General features: G+C 71.6%; 11 protein-coding genes. 1 reads left to right on the top strand and 10 read right to left on the bottom strand.

Annotated elements, in window-relative coordinates; all coding sequences use genetic code 11:
* Positions 1 to 122: 122 nt before the first annotated feature.
* Together AB0L59_RS02585 and lepA are read right to left on the bottom strand one after the other, a co-directional pair.
* Positions 123 to 1997 (bottom strand): AMP-dependent synthetase/ligase, encoded by a 1875-nt coding sequence (locus tag AB0L59_RS02585; RefSeq protein WP_365578393.1) that lies wholly within the window; start codon positions 1995 to 1997, stop codon positions 123 to 125.
* A 261-nt stretch (positions 1998 to 2258) separates the two neighbouring features.
* Positions 2259 to 4133 carry a translation elongation factor 4 gene (gene lepA / locus AB0L59_RS02580; protein ID WP_365578391.1) on the bottom strand — a complete coding sequence of 625 codons (1875 nt, stop codon included), beginning with the start codon at positions 4131 to 4133 and terminating at the stop codon, positions 2259 to 2261.
* A gap of 227 nt (positions 4134 to 4360) precedes the next feature.
* Between lepA and rpsT the strand changes: the two genes are divergently transcribed.
* Entirely contained in the window at positions 4361 to 4627 is a 267-nt protein-coding gene (gene rpsT / locus AB0L59_RS02575) for a 30S ribosomal protein S20 (protein WP_365578389.1), read from the top strand.
* Positions 4628 to 5022: 395 nt separating this feature from the next.
* Here rpsT and holA read toward each other — a convergent pair whose 3' ends face one another.
* The 8 genes from holA to leuS all read right to left on the bottom strand — a co-directional run bounded on the left by holA (position 5023) and on the right by leuS (position 16245).
* Positions 5023 to 6012 carry a DNA polymerase III subunit delta gene (gene holA, locus AB0L59_RS02570; protein ID WP_365578387.1) on the bottom strand — a complete coding sequence of 330 codons (990 nt, stop codon included), beginning with the start codon at positions 6010 to 6012 and terminating at the stop codon, positions 5023 to 5025.
* A gap of 87 nt (positions 6013 to 6099) precedes the next feature.
* Positions 6100 to 6345 carry a hypothetical protein gene (locus AB0L59_RS02565; protein ID WP_365578385.1) on the bottom strand — a complete coding sequence of 82 codons (246 nt, stop codon included), beginning with the start codon at positions 6343 to 6345 and terminating at the stop codon, positions 6100 to 6102.
* Between the two features lie 341 nt (positions 6346 to 6686).
* Positions 6687 to 7523: an arylamine N-acetyltransferase gene (locus AB0L59_RS02560; protein ID WP_365578383.1), complete on the bottom strand. Its 837-nt coding sequence runs from the start codon at positions 7521 to 7523 to the stop codon at positions 6687 to 6689.
* A 27-nt stretch (positions 7524 to 7550) separates the two neighbouring features.
* Positions 7551 to 10112 carry a ComEC/Rec2 family competence protein gene (locus tag AB0L59_RS02555; RefSeq protein ID WP_365578381.1) on the bottom strand — a complete coding sequence of 854 codons (2562 nt, stop codon included), beginning with the start codon at positions 10110 to 10112 and terminating at the stop codon, positions 7551 to 7553.
* Between the two features lie 170 nt (positions 10113 to 10282).
* Positions 10283 to 11467 (bottom strand): ComEA family DNA-binding protein, encoded by a 1185-nt coding sequence (locus AB0L59_RS02550; protein WP_365578379.1) that lies wholly within the window; start codon positions 11465 to 11467, stop codon positions 10283 to 10285.
* A 118-nt stretch (positions 11468 to 11585) separates the two neighbouring features.
* A complete protein-coding gene (locus AB0L59_RS02545) occupies positions 11586 to 12431 on the bottom strand; it encodes a DegV family protein (RefSeq protein WP_365578377.1) in 846 nt (281 codons plus the stop codon).
* A gap of 71 nt (positions 12432 to 12502) precedes the next feature.
* Positions 12503 to 13186: a hypothetical protein gene (locus AB0L59_RS02540; RefSeq protein ID WP_365578375.1), complete on the bottom strand. Its 684-nt coding sequence runs from the start codon at positions 13184 to 13186 to the stop codon at positions 12503 to 12505.
* Positions 13187 to 13362: 176 nt separating this feature from the next.
* Entirely contained in the window at positions 13363 to 16245 is a 2883-nt protein-coding gene (leuS, locus tag AB0L59_RS02535) for a leucine--tRNA ligase (protein ID WP_365578373.1), read from the bottom strand.
* Positions 16246 to 16418: the final 173 nt, after the last annotated feature.

Genomic DNA, 16418 nt, shown 5'->3' with positions numbered 1-16418 from the left:
AGAAGAGGGCGCCTTTTGAGCGCAGGCGAGCGCAAACTCCGTCAAGGGGCGCGGGGAACTGCGCGAGCAACCACGTACCAGCCGCAGTCGCCGTCAGCCCCCGGCCGCCCCTCCGAGCGGCGCTACGCCTCCCGCGTCCCGGCGTACATCTCGTCGATGAGGTGCTTGTACTCCCGCTCCACCACAGGCCGCTTCAGCTTCAGGCTCGGCGTGATCTCCCCGTGCTCCACGTCGAGGTCCCGCGGCAGCAGCCGGAACTTTTTGATGGTCTGCCACTTCTGGAGCCCGGTGTTGAGCTGCTGGACGTACCCGTCGACCATCTCGACCGTCTGCGGCGCGGCGACGATCTCCGCGTACGACCTGCCCTCCAGCCCGTTCTCCTTCGCCCAGTCCAGGAGCGTGATCTCGTCGAGGGCGATGAGGGCGGTGCAGTAGTTCCGGTCGGCGCCGTGCACGAGGATGTTGGAGACGTACGGGCACACCGCCTTGAACTGGCCCTCGACCTCGGCCGGGGCGACGTACTTGCCGCCGGAGGTCTTGATCAGGTCCTTCTTGCGGTCGGTGATGCGCAGATAGCCGTCGGGCGACAGCTCGCCGATGTCGCCGGTGTGGAACCAGCCGTCGGACTCCAGCACCTCGGCGGTCTTCTCGGGCAGCCCGTGGTAGCCCTCCATGATGCCGGGGCCGCGCAGCAGGATCTCGCCGTCGTCGGCGATGCGCACCTCCGTGCCGGGCAGCGGCTTGCCGACCGTGCCGGTGCGGTAGGCCTCGCCGGGGTTGACGAAGGAGGCCGCGGAGGACTCGGTGAGGCCGTAGCCCTCCAGGATGTGGATGCCGGCGCCGGCGAAGAAGTAGCCGATCTCGGGCGCGAGCGCGGAGGCGCCGGAGACGCAGGCCCGCAGCCGGCCGCCGAAGGCCTCGCGGAGCTTGCCGTAGACGAGGGTGTCGGCGACCTTGTGCTTGGCGGCGAGCCCGAACGGCACCGAGGCGGTGCCGGTGCGGCGGAAGTTGTCCTGGGTGACCTTGGCGTACTCGCGGGCGACCTCGGCGGCCCACTGGAAGATCTTGTACTTGGCCGGGCCGCCCTCGCGGGCCTTGGCGGCGACGCCGTTGTAGACCTTCTCGAAGATGCGCGGCACGGCCGCCATGTACGTCGGCTGCACCACCGGAAGGTTCTCGATGATCTTGTCGACGCGGCCGTCGACGGCGGTGACGTGCCCGACCTCGATCTGGCCGGAGGTGAGCACCTTGCCGAAGACGTGCGCGAGCGGCAGCCACAGGTACTGCACGTCGTCCATGGTGACCAGGCCGGTCGAGGCGATCGCCTTCGCCATGTACGACCAGTTGTCGTGCGGCAGCCGCACGCCCTTGGGACGGCCGGTGGTGCCCGAGGTGTAGATGAGGGTGGCGAGCTGCTCCCGGGTGATCGCGCCGACCCGCTCCTTGATCAGCTCGGGTTGCTTCTCCAGGAAGGCGGCGCCGCGCAGCTCCAGCTCGGCGAGGGTGGTCACCCAGTCGTTCGTCTCCACGCCGGCCGGGTCGATGACGACGACCTTGGTCAGGTCGGGAAGTTCGGCACGCTTCTCGACCGCCTTGGCGACCTGCGCCGCGTCCTCGGCGATCAGCACCCGGCTCTCGGAGTCGGAGAGGATGAAGGCCGACTCGTCCGCGTTGGTCTGCGGGTAGATGGTGGTCGTCGCGCCGCCGGCGCACATGATGCCCAGGTCGGCGAGGAGCCATTCGACGCGGGTCGAGGAGGCGAGCGCCACCCGCTGCTCGGGCTGCACGCCCAGCTCGACGAGGCCGGCCGCGATCGCGTACACCCGCTCCGCCGCCTGCGCCCAGCTGAGCGACTTCCAGTCGTCGGGGCCCTGGCCGGACGCGGGCGCGACCGGATAGCGGTAGGCCTCGGCGTCCGGTGTGGCCGCCACGCGCTCCAGGAAGAGGGCCGCCACGGACGGCGGACGGTTCTCGATCAGGGTCTGTGTGTCGCTCACGACATCCTCCGGGGGCCCGCGACGGTGCGGCTGACTCGGTGCGGCTGGGTTAACTCACGGTGGGGGTTCGTGCTGTTGTTTAACTCGCGAGTAACTATCGAGCAGGGATCAGAGTAAGCCGCGACCGGCCGCTGCGTAAGGGGCATCGGCCTGTCACTTTCCACGCAGAGCGACGTTACGCACGCGTAGGGGCCCACCACGCTTTCGCATGACAGGCCCCCGTGTGTCCGGTTTACGGACGTAACCCTTTGTTACCGCTGGTTACTTCTTGCCCTTGGCCGACCCCGCGCTGTCATCACTGGACAGGACGGCGATGAAGGCTTCCTGCGGAACCTCCACGGAACCCACCATCTTCATCCGCTTCTTGCCTTCCTTCTGCTTCTCCAGCAGTTTGCGCTTACGGGAGATGTCACCGCCGTAGCACTTGGCGAGGACGTCCTTGCGGATGGCGCGGATGGTCTCGCGGGCGATGACCCGGGAGCCGATGGCGGCCTGCACCGGCACCTCGAAGTTCTGCCGCGGGATCAGCTCCTTGAGCTTGGCGACGAGCCGCACGCCGTAGGCGTACGCCTGGTCCTTGTGGGTGATCGCCGAGAAGGCGTCGACCTTGTCGCCGTGCAGCAGGATGTCGACCTTGACGAGGGAGCTGCTCTGCTCGCCCGTGGGCTCGTAGTCCAGGGAGGCGTAACCGCGGGTCTTGGACTTCAGCTGGTCGAAGAAGTCGAAGACGATCTCCGCGAGCGGCAGCGTGTAGCGGATCTCGACCCGGTCCTCGGAGAGGTAGTCCATGCCGAGCAGGGTGCCGCGCCGGGTCTGGCACAGCTCCATGATCGCGCCGATGAACTCGGTGGGCGCGAGGATCGTCGCCCGCACAACCGGCTCGAAGACCTCGTCGATCTTCCCCTCGGGGAACTCGCTCGGGTTGGTGACCGTGGCCTCGCTGCCGTCCTCCATGATCACGCGGTAGACCACGTTGGGGGCGGTGGCGATCAGGTCGAGGCCGAACTCGCGTTCCAGCCGCTCCCGGATCACGTCCAGGTGCAGCAGGCCGAGGAAGCCGACTCGGAAGCCGAAGCCGAGGGCGGCGGAGGTCTCCGGCTCGTAGACCAGCGCGGCGTCGTTGAGCTGCAGCTTGTCCAGGGCCTCGCGCAGCTCCGGGTAGTCCGAGCCGTCCAGCGGATACAGACCCGAGAAGACCATCGGCTTCGGGTCCTTGTAGCCGCCGAGGGCCTCGGTGGCGCCCTTGCTCTGGCTGGTGACGGTGTCACCGACCTTGGACTGCCGGACGTCCTTCACACCGGTGATCAGGTAACCCACCTCGCCGACGCCGAGGCCGTCGGCCGGCAGCATCTCGGGCGAGTTGACGCCGATCTCCAGCAGCTCGTGCGTGGCGCCGGTGGACATCATCCTGATGCGCTCGCGCTTGTTGAGCTGGCCGTCGATGACACGGACGTACGTCACGACACCGCGGTAGGAGTCGTAGACCGAGTCGAAGATCATCGCGCGGGCGGGCGCGTCGGCGACACCGACCGGGGCCGGGATCTCCTTGACGACCTTGTTCAGGAGCGCGTCCACGCCCAGACCGGTCTTGGCGGAGACCTTGAGGACGTCGTCCGGGTCGCAGCCGACCAGGTTCGCCAGCTCCTCGGCGAACTTCTCCGGCTGGGCGGCCGGCAGGTCGATCTTGTTCAGCACGGGGATGATCGTGAGGTCGTTCTCCATCGCCAGGTAGAGATTGGCGAGGGTCTGCGCCTCGATGCCCTGGGCGGCGTCGACGAGGAGGATGGTCCCCTCACAGGCGGCGAGCGACCGCGAGACCTCGTAGGTGAAGTCGACGTGCCCCGGGGTGTCGATCATGTTGAGGATGTGGGTCGTGCCCTGGTCGGGGCCCTCGGTGGGGGCCCAGGGCAGACGCACCGCCTGGGACTTGATCGTGATGCCGCGCTCGCGCTCGATGTCCATCCGGTCGAGGTACTGAGCACGCATCTGCCGCTGCTCGACCACACCGGTCAGCTGGAGCATCCGGTCGGCGAGCGTGGACTTGCCGTGGTCGATGTGCGCGATGATGCAGAAATTGCGGATCAGAGCCGGGGCGGTACGGCTCGGCTCGGGCACATGGTTAGGGGTCGCGGGCACGCAGGGTCCTGTCTCTTGAGGCGCCTTATGCCTCGGGTCGGATCGATACGTAGTCTCCATGGTCCCACGCGGAGGGACCGGGGACCGTTTTGGGCCGCTCGCAGGGCCACTGGTACTGTAGATGGCTGTGCCTCATGCCCTCTCAGCGCGAGGCGCGTCAGAGAAATTTTGGATCACCGGTACGGGACCTTTCCCGGGCCGGCACCTGAACCTGAAAAGGCTCCTTCGTGGCGAACATCAAGTCCCAGATCAAGCGGATCAAGACCAACGAGAAGGCCCGGCTGCGCAACAAGGCCGTCAAGTCCTCCCTGAAGACCGCGATCCGCAAGGCCCGTGAGGCCGCTGCCGCGGGTGACGTCGAGAAGGCCACCGAGCTGCAGCGCGCTGCCGCGCGTGCGCTCGACAAGGCCGTCTCCAAGGGCGTCATCCACAAGAACCAGGCCGCCAACAAGAAGTCGGCGCTTGCTTCCAAGGTCGCGACCCTCAAGGACTGAACCCCCTTTGTGATCTGACCGCCGGAAGGACCCAGAGCGGGCCCTCTCTCATCCGCTCCCGACCGGCAGCCCGGATTCGCACGCGGCCTGCGTTCGCCACGCGGGTGCGAATCCATCAGCTTGATCCGAAGGCCCCGGCATCCTCCCTTCCCCAGGGCGGACTACGGGGCCTTCGGCATGCCCCGGGCCCCAAGCCCGGCCGAGACCGCCGAGGCCCAGCCCTGGCGTTTCACTGTGACGTGGTGCAGGGCCACGGCATGACCGCTGTCCGCCGCCTGCAACCAGGTCGGCGCTGTCGGCTGGCACTGACACCTGAGGTTCTCCGAGACCTCAGCTTCTCCGCGCCTGCCTGCTCCCGGGCGGCCGGAGGTGCCCCGGGCCGCGCCGGCGGTGGGTCAGCCCCGGCCTCTCGACCGCGCCGCCCTGGCGATCGTCACGACGGCCTTCTCCAAGGCGTACTCGGGGTCGTCCCCGCCCCCCTTCACTCCGGCGTCGGCCTCGGCGACCGCCCTCATCGCCGCCGCGACCCCGTCCGGCGTCCATCCCCGCATCTGCTGCCGCACCCGGTCGATCTTCCACGGCGGCATCCCCAGCTCCCGCGCCAGATCCGCCGGCCGCCCGCCGCGCGCGGAGGACAGCTTCCCGATGGCCCGCACACCCTGAGCCAGCGCGCTGGTGATCATCACGGGCGCCACTCCCGTCGCCAGCGACCATCTCAGCGCCTCCAGCGCCTCCGCCGTACGCCCCTCCACGGCCCGGTCGGCGACCGTGAAGCTGGAGGCCTCGGCCCGGCCGGTGTAGTACCGCCCGACGACCGCCTCGTCGATCGTCCCCTCCACGTCGGCGACCAGCTGGGAGACGGCCGAGGCCAGCTCCCGCAGATCGCTGCCGATGGCGTCGCAGAGCGCCTGGCACGCCTCGGGCGTGCCCGACCGCCCGAACGAGCGGAACTCGCCCCGCACGAAGGCCAGCCGGTCCGCCGGCTTGGTCATCTTCGGGCAGGCCACCTCCCGCGCTCCCGCCTTGCGGGCGGCATCCAGCAGGCCCTTGCCCTTGGCCCCGCCCGCGTGCAGCAGCACGAGCGTGATCTCCTCGGCCGGCGCCCCGAGATACGCCTTCACGTCCTTGACCGTGTCGGCGGACAGGTCCTGCGCGTTGCGTACGACCACGACCTTCCGCTCGGCGAAGAGTGAGGGACTGGTGAGCTCGGCGAGCGTGCCGGGCTGCAACTGGTCCGGGGTGAGGTCGCGTACGTCCGTGTCGGCGTCGGCAGCCCTGGCGGCGGCCACCACCTCCCGCACGGCGCGGTCGAGCAGGAGGTCCTCCTGGCCCACGGCGAGCGTCACCGGGGCGAGAGGGTCGTCATTCGCAGTCTTCCTGGCCATCGCCTCAAGCATCCCACGCGGCACCGACAACGAGTGGCCCCGCGCACCCTGAGCGGTCCCCGAACGGCCCCGGAGTCCGCCTCGGGGTCACGGCTCCTCGCGCCAGCCGTCCCACTGTGCGGCGAACTCGTCCAGCTGCGCCGGGTCCAGCCGCTCGTCCTCGTCCCGCAGGACCACGAGCCACTGGGCGTCCTCGGCGTCGTCCTCGCCGGCCAGCGCGTCCCGGACGAGCCGCGGCTCCTCGTCCAGCCCGAACCGCTCCCCGAGTGCCTCGGCCGCCTCCTCGGCGGCATCCCGGTCGGGCAGCACCAGCACATGTCTCACGTCACTCACGGCCTCATTCTCCGGCACCGCGAGAGCACCGAACCGCCGGGCCGGCCCGCCCGGCACGCACAGGCCGGGCCTGGGCCCGGGCAGCCGGGCGTGGGGGGCGACGGGCCCGGAGCCGAACGCCGAGCGCGCCAGGCAGTGGGCGCGAGCGGGCGGGTCGGGCCCCGGATACCGAAGAGCCGGCCGGTCCTTGAGCACGAGCCAGGCAGGCCCTGAGCGGGAGCCGTTCGGACCGTGGGCACCAGAGCCGGTCAGCCCCTGGGCACGACCTGTACGTCGAGGTCGACCCGACCCGGATGCTCGGCCCGACGACTGAATCCAGCAATCGCGGGAACCGGCCGGAGTTACTCGCCGCGGTTCCGGATTCGCACCGACGGCACACAGCCCAGCTCGACCCCGAACCGCTCCCGGTACGCCGTCAGCACCGCCTCGTCCGTCTCCAACTCCCGTGTCGTGTGCCTCCCTTCACCGTCCGTGATCTTCAGTACCCGTCCACTGAGCGTGACCCGCCCGCCGTCCTCGGTGATCCGTGAGCAGACCAGCGACCGGGTGAAGTGCGACAGCGGCGAGGTGCTGTGCCACCAGGCGCCGGCCGCGAAGTCCCCGAGCACTCGGGACCGTGTCTCCAGCCGGTACTGCGGTTCGCCGTCCCTCAGGACGTCCAGGTCCCCGGCGTCGGCCGGCCCGCCGCCGCTCGCCCCGGCCGCGTCACGCCCGGCGTCCACCACCCGGAACGCTCCGCCGGGATCGGCCTGCTGACCGCGCTCCCCGTACCTCAGCGGGTAGTGACTGTGCGCACCGAACCCGACGTCCGCAAGCCAGGTGTCCCCCTCCACCGTCCGCACCCGCAGGGCGAGATGGTCGTAGGGAATGCCTGGCCGCCCCTCATCGCCGTACACGCGTGCCGCGAGCAGCTCGACCTCATAGCCGAGAGCGGCGAGCAACGCGCCGAACGCGCCGTTCAGTTCGTAGCAGAAGCCGCCCCGCCCGCGTCCGATCACCTTGTCCAGCAGCCGCTCCTCCTCCAGCACGATCTCCTCGCCGAGGTGGATCGACAGATTCTCGAAGGGAACGGCCCGCAGATGGCGCAGATGCAGTTCGCCGAGCGCCCGGCCGGTGGGCCGTTGCGGGCGCTCGGCCCCGATCCGGCGGAGATAGGCGTCGACCAGGCTTGAGTTCATGCACCCAGTCTGAGCGAAACTTGGGCCTCAGTCTCTTGCCACCCGCACCTTGCCTCCCGGCCCTCCCGCGCCGTCGACCGCAAGATCTCCGTCCCGATCGGTGCGCAGCACCAGTGCCCCGCCCGCCCGCAGCGCGGCCACGGTGGCCGGTGCCGGGTGGCCGTACGGGTTGTCGGCCCCGCACGAGATGAGCGCCACCCGGGGAGCCGCGAGCCGTATCAGGTCCGGGTCCTGATAGGCCGATCCGTGATGGGCCACCTTCAGCACGTCCACACCGGCCAGCTCCGCGGCGGCCGGCGACCGGACCAGCGCCTGCTGGGCCGGCGGTTCGAGGTCGCCCAGCAGCAGCAACCGCAGCCCCGCCGAGTGCACCAGCATCGCGATGCTGGCGTCGTTCGGACCGTCCGGCTCCGGCACCGGGCCCGGCCATGCCGGGGACCGCGTGTCCCAGGGCGGCCGGGTGCTCGGCGGGGGCCACAGGACGCGCCAGGAGAGCGGTCCGGTGCGCCGTTCCTCTCCAGCCACGGCCCGCGTGACCGGGATGTGCCGTGCTGCCGCCGCCCGTCTGACGAACTCGGCCTGGTCGGCGGGCTCCTCGAAGCCCGTGGTCTCGATCGCGGCCACCGAACGGCCCCGCAGCACACCGGGCAGTCCCGCCACATGGTCGGCGTGGAAGTGGGTCAGAACGAGCAGTGGGACACGTGTGATGCCCAGTTGTCGCAGGCAGTGATCGACCAGTGCCGGATCGGGGCCGGCATCGATGACCACCCCCGCGCCCGCGCCCGCCGCCAGTACGGTCGCGTCACCCTGCCCGACATTGCACATCGCGTACCGCCAGCCCGGCGGCGGCCAGCCCGTGATCACCCGGGTCAGCGGCGCCGGCCGCACCACCGCCAGCAGGACGAGCACCCCGAGCAGCCCGGCCCACCACGGATGCCGGGACACCCGCCGGCCCACCACGACGACGACCGCGGTGACCGCGGCGAGCAACAGCGCCCCGGCCCAGCTCCCCGGCCAGTCCACTCCCGCGCCCGGCAGTGCCGCCCCCGTCCGGGCCACCGCGGCGATCCATCCGGCCGGCCAACTCGCGCACCAGGACAGCGCCTTGGCCGGAGCCATCGCCACCGGCGCCGTCAGGAGCGCGGCGAACCCCAGCACCGTGGCCGGCGCCACCGCGGCCTCGGCCAGCAGGTTGCACGGCACCGCCACCAGGCTCACCCGCGCCGACAGCACTGCCGTGACCGGGGCGCACACGGCCTGGGCCGCGGCGGCCGCCGCCAGCGCCTCCGCGAGCCTCGGAGGCACCCGGCGCCGCCGCAGCGCCTCACTCCAGCCGGGTGCCAGGACCAGCAGAGCGCCGGTCGCCAGCACGGAGAGCAGGAAGCCGTAACTGCGGGCCAGCCAAGGGTCGTAGAGCACCAGCAGCAGGACGGCCGCGGCCAGGGCCGGGACCAGGGATCTGCGGCGCCCGGTGGCCAGGGCGAGCAGCGCGACCGCACCGCAGGCGGCCGCCCGCAGGACACTGGGGTCGGGCCGGCACACGACCACGAATCCGAGCGTGAGCACTCCGGCGAGCAGTGCGCTCGCCCGCAGTGAGAGCCCCAGGCGCGGGGCCAGGCCACGGCGCTCGGCCCGCTGGGCGAGTCCGGGTGGCCCGATGAGGAGCGCGAGCAGAACGGTGAGGTTGCTGCCGGACACGGCCAGCGTGTGCGCCAGGTCCGTGTCCTTGAACGCCTCGTCCAGTTCGGGCGTGATCCGTGCGGTGTCCCCGACGACCAGCCCGGGCAGGAGCGCCCGCGCGTCCGCCGGCAGACCGTCGGTCGCCTCCCGCAGCCCGGTCCTGAGCCGTCCAGCGAGCCGTTGGGGGCCGGTGGGCCCGGCCACGATCCGCGGCTCCGGCCGGCCGCGCACCCGCAGCACGGCCGCGGTCCGGTCCCCACCCGTCAGCGCGGGTGCCAGTCGCCCCCTCACGCGCAGCCGCGTCGACGGCAACAGGCCGAGCCAGGCGTCCCGCGCTTCCCGCGTGTCCCGGGCGACGGGCCCCGGCCCCGCCGCACTCCTGTCTTCCGGACTGCCGATCCGCGCGGTGCCCCGTTGCGGTGCCGGAACGTCCCCGTCGATGACGAGCAGCACCGGGCTGCGCGTCCGCACGCTCGTCCCGTCGCCTTCTTCGACGCGCCGAACCTCCGCGCGGGCCAGTACCGCCACCGGCGCCGCGTGATCGCCGCGCACTCTCGGCCGGCTCAGCCACGGGTCGCCTCTCACCTCGACCTCGGCGGTCACGCTCGCGTACCTCCGGGCCAGCTCGGGCACCGGCCCGCGCCGTACGTCCGCCCCGTGCAGTCCGGCAGAGGCGGCCGCCGCGGCAACGCAGAGCAGCACCGCGGCGATCGGCGCACAGGTCCACGCGGACCGCACGAACACCCGCCCGGCCCGCACCCCCTGCCTGCTCCGTCCCGGCCGTGCGAACCTCGGTGCCACCAGCACGACCCCGCCCACCAGGCAGGCGACGACGATCCCGGCCGTCCAGCCCGCCGGCGTGTCCAGCGTCAGGGCCGCCGTGGCCCAGGCCCCGAGCGCGGGCGGCACCAGGCGCAGGTCCAGGGGGCCGTCCCGCTCACCGCGCGCGGTCCCGGTCGCCTCGGGCGCGCGGTCTGCCGCCGTTCCGGAACCCGGTCCGACCGACGGGCGGTCTGCGCGTCCGGAAGGCCCGCGCTCTCCGGTTGCTGCCTGTCGCGGCCCACCGTCGATCAGGCGGCTCACGGCTGTACCAGCTTCCGCAGATCGTTGAAGCGGCGGTCGCCGATGCCGTTGACCTCGCGCAGTTCGTCCACCGAGCGGAAACCCCCGTGCTGGGTCCGGTAGTCGATGATGTGCTGGGCGAGCACCGGGCCGACTCCGGGCAGCGTGTCGAGCTGGTCCGCCGTGGCCGTGTTGAGGGAGACGGGCGCCGTGGGGCCCGGGCCGGCCGGAGCTCCGGCCGGCCCGCCCGCCGGAGCGGGTGGGGGCGGCGCCCCGGCCGGCGCGCCGACGACCACCTGTTCGCCGTCGACCAGGAAGCGGGCCCTGTTGAGCCCCTCGGTGCTCACGCCCGGACGGACTCCGCCGGCCGCTCGCAGCGCGTCGGCCACCCGGGAGCCCGCCGGCAGCCGCCGGATTCCTGGCTCGCGGACCTTGCCGCTGACGTCCACGACGATCTGTCCGCCCGGCGTCGGCAAGGCCCCCGCGCTCGCGCCGACCTTCGTGTCCTCCTCCTTCCTGGCGTAGGGCGTCTGCGCGCGCACCACTTGAGGGGCGCTCACGGACTCGGTCCGTCCGGCCCAGAAGTGCTGTACGGCGAACACGGCGGCGGCCACCAGCACCACGGCCAGCGCCACCACTCCCCGCCTCTCCACACCACAGCGCGTCTGCAGCCAGACCGGCATGCGCTCGCGAAGTGCCGGTCCGACCCGCTCCCTCCACTCGCGGCCGACGGGTTCGGGCAGCTCCAAGGGGGCTACGGCACCGGCTGGTTGTGGATCACGGGCCGTGCCCTCTGGCGGTGTGGAAAGCGCCGTCGGCGTCGGCGTGCAGGCCGGGACGGCCGTCGAGGGTGTGATCGGGCCAGGCGTGGTCGTGGGCGCCGCCGTCCCCGCCCGGACCAGCCAGGGTGCCCGGCCCGTGACCGACGCCGTTGCCGTTTCGTTCTGCGCCGCCGGTGCGGTCGGCGGGCCGGCTGGTGCCTCTCCCTCCGGCGGTCCGTTCCCCGACTCCCGCCACCGTGCGGCTCGGTCACCGAAGAGGAATGCCGCTCGGCGGCGCAGTTCCTCCGCCGGTGCCGGCGGGCCGTGGCGGGCGCGGCGGTGGTCGAGGCCGCGGCGGTGCCGGGTGCGGCCGTCGGAGGTGGGACCACGGCCGGGACCGCTGGTCGCATTGGCTGTGCGGGAACGTGATCGAAGTGCCATGCGACGAGGATGGGACATCCCGCCGTTCCGCGATGATCTTGGTCAATTCCCGGGGAAGACCCACCGGTTGTGGATAACTCCACCACCCGCACGAGTGACGGGGCAGCCGAGTGACGGGTCAGCGGGGTGAGACCACGGCTCCGAGCAGTCCGGGACCGGTGTGTGCTCCGATCACCGCGCCGACCTCGCTGACATGGAGGTCGGCCAGGCCCGGCACACGTTTCCGCAGCCGGTCGGCGAGCGCGGCGGCACGGTCCGGGGCGGCGAGGTGGTGCACGGCGATGTCGACCTCCGCGCCGCCCGCCCGCTCGGCGGCGATCTCCTCCAGGCGCGCGATCGCCTTGGACGCCGTACGGACCTTCTCGAGCAGCTCGATGCGGCCGCCGTCCAGCTGCAACAGGGGTTTGACGGCGAGCGCGGAGCCGAGCAGGGCCTGCGCGGCGCCGATGCGGCCGCCCCGGCGCAGGTAGTCGAGCGTGTCGACGTAGAAATAGGCGGACGTGCCCGCGGCCCGCTTCTCGGCCGCCGTGACGGCCTCGTCCACCGTGCCGCCCGCCTCTGCGGCCCCGGCCGCGGCGAGCGCGCAGAAGCCGAGGGCCATCGCGACCATCCCGGTGTCCACCACCCGTACCGGCACCGGTGCCTCGCGCGCCGCGAGGACGGCCGCGTCGTAGGTGCCGGACAACTCGGCGGACAGATGCAGGGAAACGATGCCGCTCGCGCCGGACTCCGCGACCCGACGGTAGGTTTCCGCGAACACCTCGGGGCTCGGGCGCGAGGTCGTGACGGCACGCCTCTTCTGCAGGGCCTGGGCCAGCGAGCGGGTGGAGATCTCGGTGCCCTCTTCGAGTGCCTGGTCTCCGAGGACCACGGTCAGGGGTACCGCGGTGATGCCGTGACGCTCCATCGTCCGTGGCGGCAGGTAGGCCGTTGAATCGGTGACGATCGCGACATGGCGGGACATGAGCTGGAGGTTACCTGCCGTAGTGCTCGCGCGGCAGCCCGGCCCCCAGGGTGCGGGCGGGTGCGGCCGGCTCAGGTGGTGTTCTCGGGGCGGGGTTTCTTCTGCCAGGGGTGGGTGAGGCGCGGCGACGGCGGGGTGATCGCCTGTGGCGCCTGCTCCTCGGTGGGGTGGGACGCCCGGGGCCGGGATTGCTGCCCCGGCGTCGGTCCGGCCGGGGTCCAGTGGCGCAGGGCGCCGGCCTCGATGTCTATCTGCTCGCTGAGCGCGCCCAGATCGTCTTCCACGAAGCGGCGCGCACGGTCGCGGACGGCCCAGCGCAGCGAATCCGCGGACTTGGTGATGCGCTCGGTGCGACTGCGCAGCTCGGGCAGCCGTGCGCCGAGCCCGGCCCGGTCGGGCTCCGACTCCAGGCGCCTGAGGTCGGCGTCCAGCTCCTGCCCGTGCACGCTGAGCCGCTCGAAGAGGCCGAGGGATTCCTTCAGCGACTCGTCCTCGGCCACGCCCGCGCACAGCGCGTCCTGGGTGGCGCGCATGGAGGTGCGCAACGCGAGGCGCAGCTGTGCGATCTCGGCCGGCGGGCCGATCTGGACGAAGGACTTGGCGCGCAGGGTGTGGTCCTCGACCGTGCGGCGGGCCTGCTCGATCGTCCGGTCCACTCCGCGCTTGGCGGCGCCGACCGCCTTGACCGTGGCGTACGCGCCCAGGCCGATGAAGACCAGGAAGAGCAGGGCGAACACGGCGATCACTGCTTCCACGACGCTCCTCCTCCGGCGGGTGCGGCACACGCCGCTGCGCTTTCCACGGTAAACGCAGCGGGCAGGCCCGGGGTTCCGGAAAAACCCCGAACCTGCCCGTAGGGGACTACCCCGATACCGGTCGCGGCCGACGCCCGGTCACGCCGCACCGCCCAGTCGTCCCGGGGTCCCGCTCATCACGCCGGAACGATGTTCACCAGCTTCGGTGCCCGCACGATCACCTTGCGGATGCCGGCGCCGCCCAGCGCGGCGACGACCTTGTCGTCGGCCAGCGCCACCTTCTCCAGCTCCTCCTCGGAGATGGTCGGCGGCACCTCCAGGCGGGCCTTGACCTTGCCCTTGATCTGCACGACGCAGGTCACGGCCTCGTCCACGACGTAGTCCGGGTCGGCGACCGGGAAGTCCTGGTGGACCACCGAGTCGGTGCGGCCCAGCTTGCGCCACAGCTCCTCGGCGATGTGCGGGGCCAGCGGGGCGACCATCAGCACCAGCGGCTCGGCCACGGAACGCGGCACCGCGGTTCCGGCCTTGGTCAGGTGGTTGTTCAGCTCGGTGACCTTGGCGATGGCCGTGTTGAAGCGCAGGCCCTCCAGGTCCTGGCGGACGCCGTCGATCGCCTTGTGCAGGGCGCGCAGGGTCTCCTCGCCGGGAGCGGCGTCGGTGACGGTGACCTCGCCGGTGTTCTCGTCGACGATGTTGCGCCACAGCCGCTGCAGCAGCCGGAACTGGCCGACCACCGCGCGCGTGTCCCACGGACGGGACACGTCCAGCGGGCCCATGGCCATCTCGTACAGGCGCAGGGTGTCGGCGCCGTACTCGGCGCAGATCTCGTCCGGGGTGACCGCGTTCTTCAGGGACTTGCCCATCTTGCCCAGCAGACGGGTGACCTTCTCGCCCTGGTAGTAGTAGGCGCCGTCGCGCTCCTCCACCTCGGCGGCGGGCACCGCGATGCCACGGCTGTCGCGGTAGACGTAGGCCTGGATCATGCCCTGGTTGAACAGCTTGTGGAACGGCTCGGCGGAGGACACGTGGCCCAGGTCGTACAGGACCTTGGACCAGAAGCGCGCGTACAGCAGGTGCAGCACGGCGTGCTCGGCGCCGCCGACGTACAGGTCGACACCGCCGTGCGGCCGGCCCTCACGCGGGCCCATCCAGTACTGCTCGATCTCGGGGTCGACCAGCTGCCGCTCGTTGTGCGGGTCCAGGTAGCGGAACTCGTACCAGCACGAACCCGCCCAGTTGGGCATGGTGTTGGTCTCGCGGCGGTACTTCTTCGGCCCGTCGCCCAGGTCCAGGGTGACGTTGACCCACTCCGCGTTGCGCGACAGCGGGGTCTCGGGCTGGGTGTTCGCGTCGTCCGCGTCGAAGGTGCGCGGGCTGTAGTCCTCGACCTCGGGCAGCTCCAGCGGCAGCATCGACTCGGGCAGCGGGTGGGCGACGCCGTCCTCGTCGTACACGATCGGGAAGGGCTCGCCCCAGTAGCGCTGGCGGCTGAACAGCCAGTCACGCAGGCGGAAGTTGACGGTGCCCTCGCCGATGCCCTTGTCCTGCAGCCACGCCGTGATGCGGGCCTTGGCCTCGACGACGCCCAGGCCGTCCAGGGAGACCTCGTCGCTCGCCGAGTTGACCAGCTTCGCCTCGTACGCCACGAACGCGTCGTCCCACGCCGAGGTGTCGGTACCGCGGTCGTCGGTCGGCTCGACCACGCAGCGGATCGGCAGCTCGAAGGCGCGCGCGAAGGCGAAGTCCCGGGTGTCGTGCGCCGGGACGGCCATGATCGCGCCGGTACCGTAGCCCATCAGTACGTAGTCGGCGATGAAGACGGGGATCTGCTCACCGTTGACCGGGTTGGTCGCGAACGCTCCGGTGAAGACGCCGGTCTTGTCCTTCGCCTCGGCCTGGCGCTCCACGTCGGACTTCGAGGCGGCCTGCGCGCGGTAGGCGGCGACGGCGTCGCCCGGGGTGGCGTGTCCGCCGGTCCACACCTCGTGCGTGCCCTCGGGCCAGGCCTCGGGGGTGAACTTCTCGACCAGCGGGTGCTCGGGTGCCAGCACCATGTAGGTCGCGCCGAACAGGGTGTCCTGGCGGGTGGTGAAGATCGTGATGTGCTCGCCGGCGATCGGGAAGTCGACGCGGGCGCCCTCGCTGCGGCCGATCCAGTTGCGCTGCTGCAGCTTGATGGCCTCGGGCCAGTCCAGCTCCTCCAGGTCCTCCAGCAGCCGGTCGGCGTAGGCGGTGATGCGCATGTTCCACTGGCGCAGCTTGGCCTTGAAGACCGGGAAGTTGCCGCGCTCGGAGCGGCCCTCGGCGGTGACCTCCTCGTTGGCCAGCACGGTGCCCAGGCCGGGGCACCAGTTGACCGGCGCGTCGGAGGCGTAGGCCAGGCGGTACTCCCCCAGGACGTCGGCGCGCTCGCCGGCGCTCAGCTCGCCCCACGCGCGCGTGGTGCCCGGAACGGCGCGCTCACCGCTCTCGAACTGGGCGATCAGCTCGGAGATCGGGCGGGCCTTCCGCGCCTCGGTGTCGTACCAGGAGTTGAAGATCTGCAGGAAGATCCACTGCGTCCACTTGTAGTAGTCCGGGTCGATCGTGGCGAAGGACCGGCGCTTGTCGTGGCCCAGGCCCAGCCGGCGCAGCTGGGCCTTCATGTTCTCGATGTTGGCCTCGGTGGACACGCGCGGGTGCGTGCCGGTCTGGACGGCGTACTGCTCGGCGGGCAGGCCGAAGGCGTCGAAGCCCAGGGTGTGCAGGACGTTGTGGCCGGTCATGCGCTGGAACCGGGCGAAGACGTCGGTGGCGATGTAGCCCAGCGGGTGGCCGACGTGCAGGCCCGCACCGGAGGGGTACGGGAACATGTCCATGATGAACTTCTTGGGCCTGGCCACCAGCTCGGGGGCGCCCGCCAGATCGCCCTTGGGGTTCGGCGCCGCGTAGGTGCCGTCGGCGTCCCAGAAGTCCTGCCAGCGTGCCTCGATCTCGGCTGCCATGGCGGCCGTGTAGCGGTGCGGCGCGGCCTCCGCCGACGTGGCGGCGGCGGCAGCGGGGTTCGTCTCGCTCATGATCCTCAAAGCTCCATCGATCGTCTCTGCCTGCGGAAACGAAAAATCCCCTCGCACAGGAGGGGACGCCGCGCCGATGCCGACCTCACGGATTCGGACCGGGGTCGGTACTGATCAGCGCGGCCCGCTAAGCAGAAGGCGTACGGCACGCATGGCGTTAGGGTACCGCAGGC

The sequence above is a fragment of the Streptomyces sp. NPDC052109 genome (assembly GCF_040680195.1).
Classification (GTDB): domain Bacteria; phylum Actinomycetota; class Actinomycetes; order Streptomycetales; family Streptomycetaceae; genus Streptomyces.
Note: the sequence above shows the minus strand (reverse complement) of the source record. Positions and strands in the feature narration are given on the sequence as shown.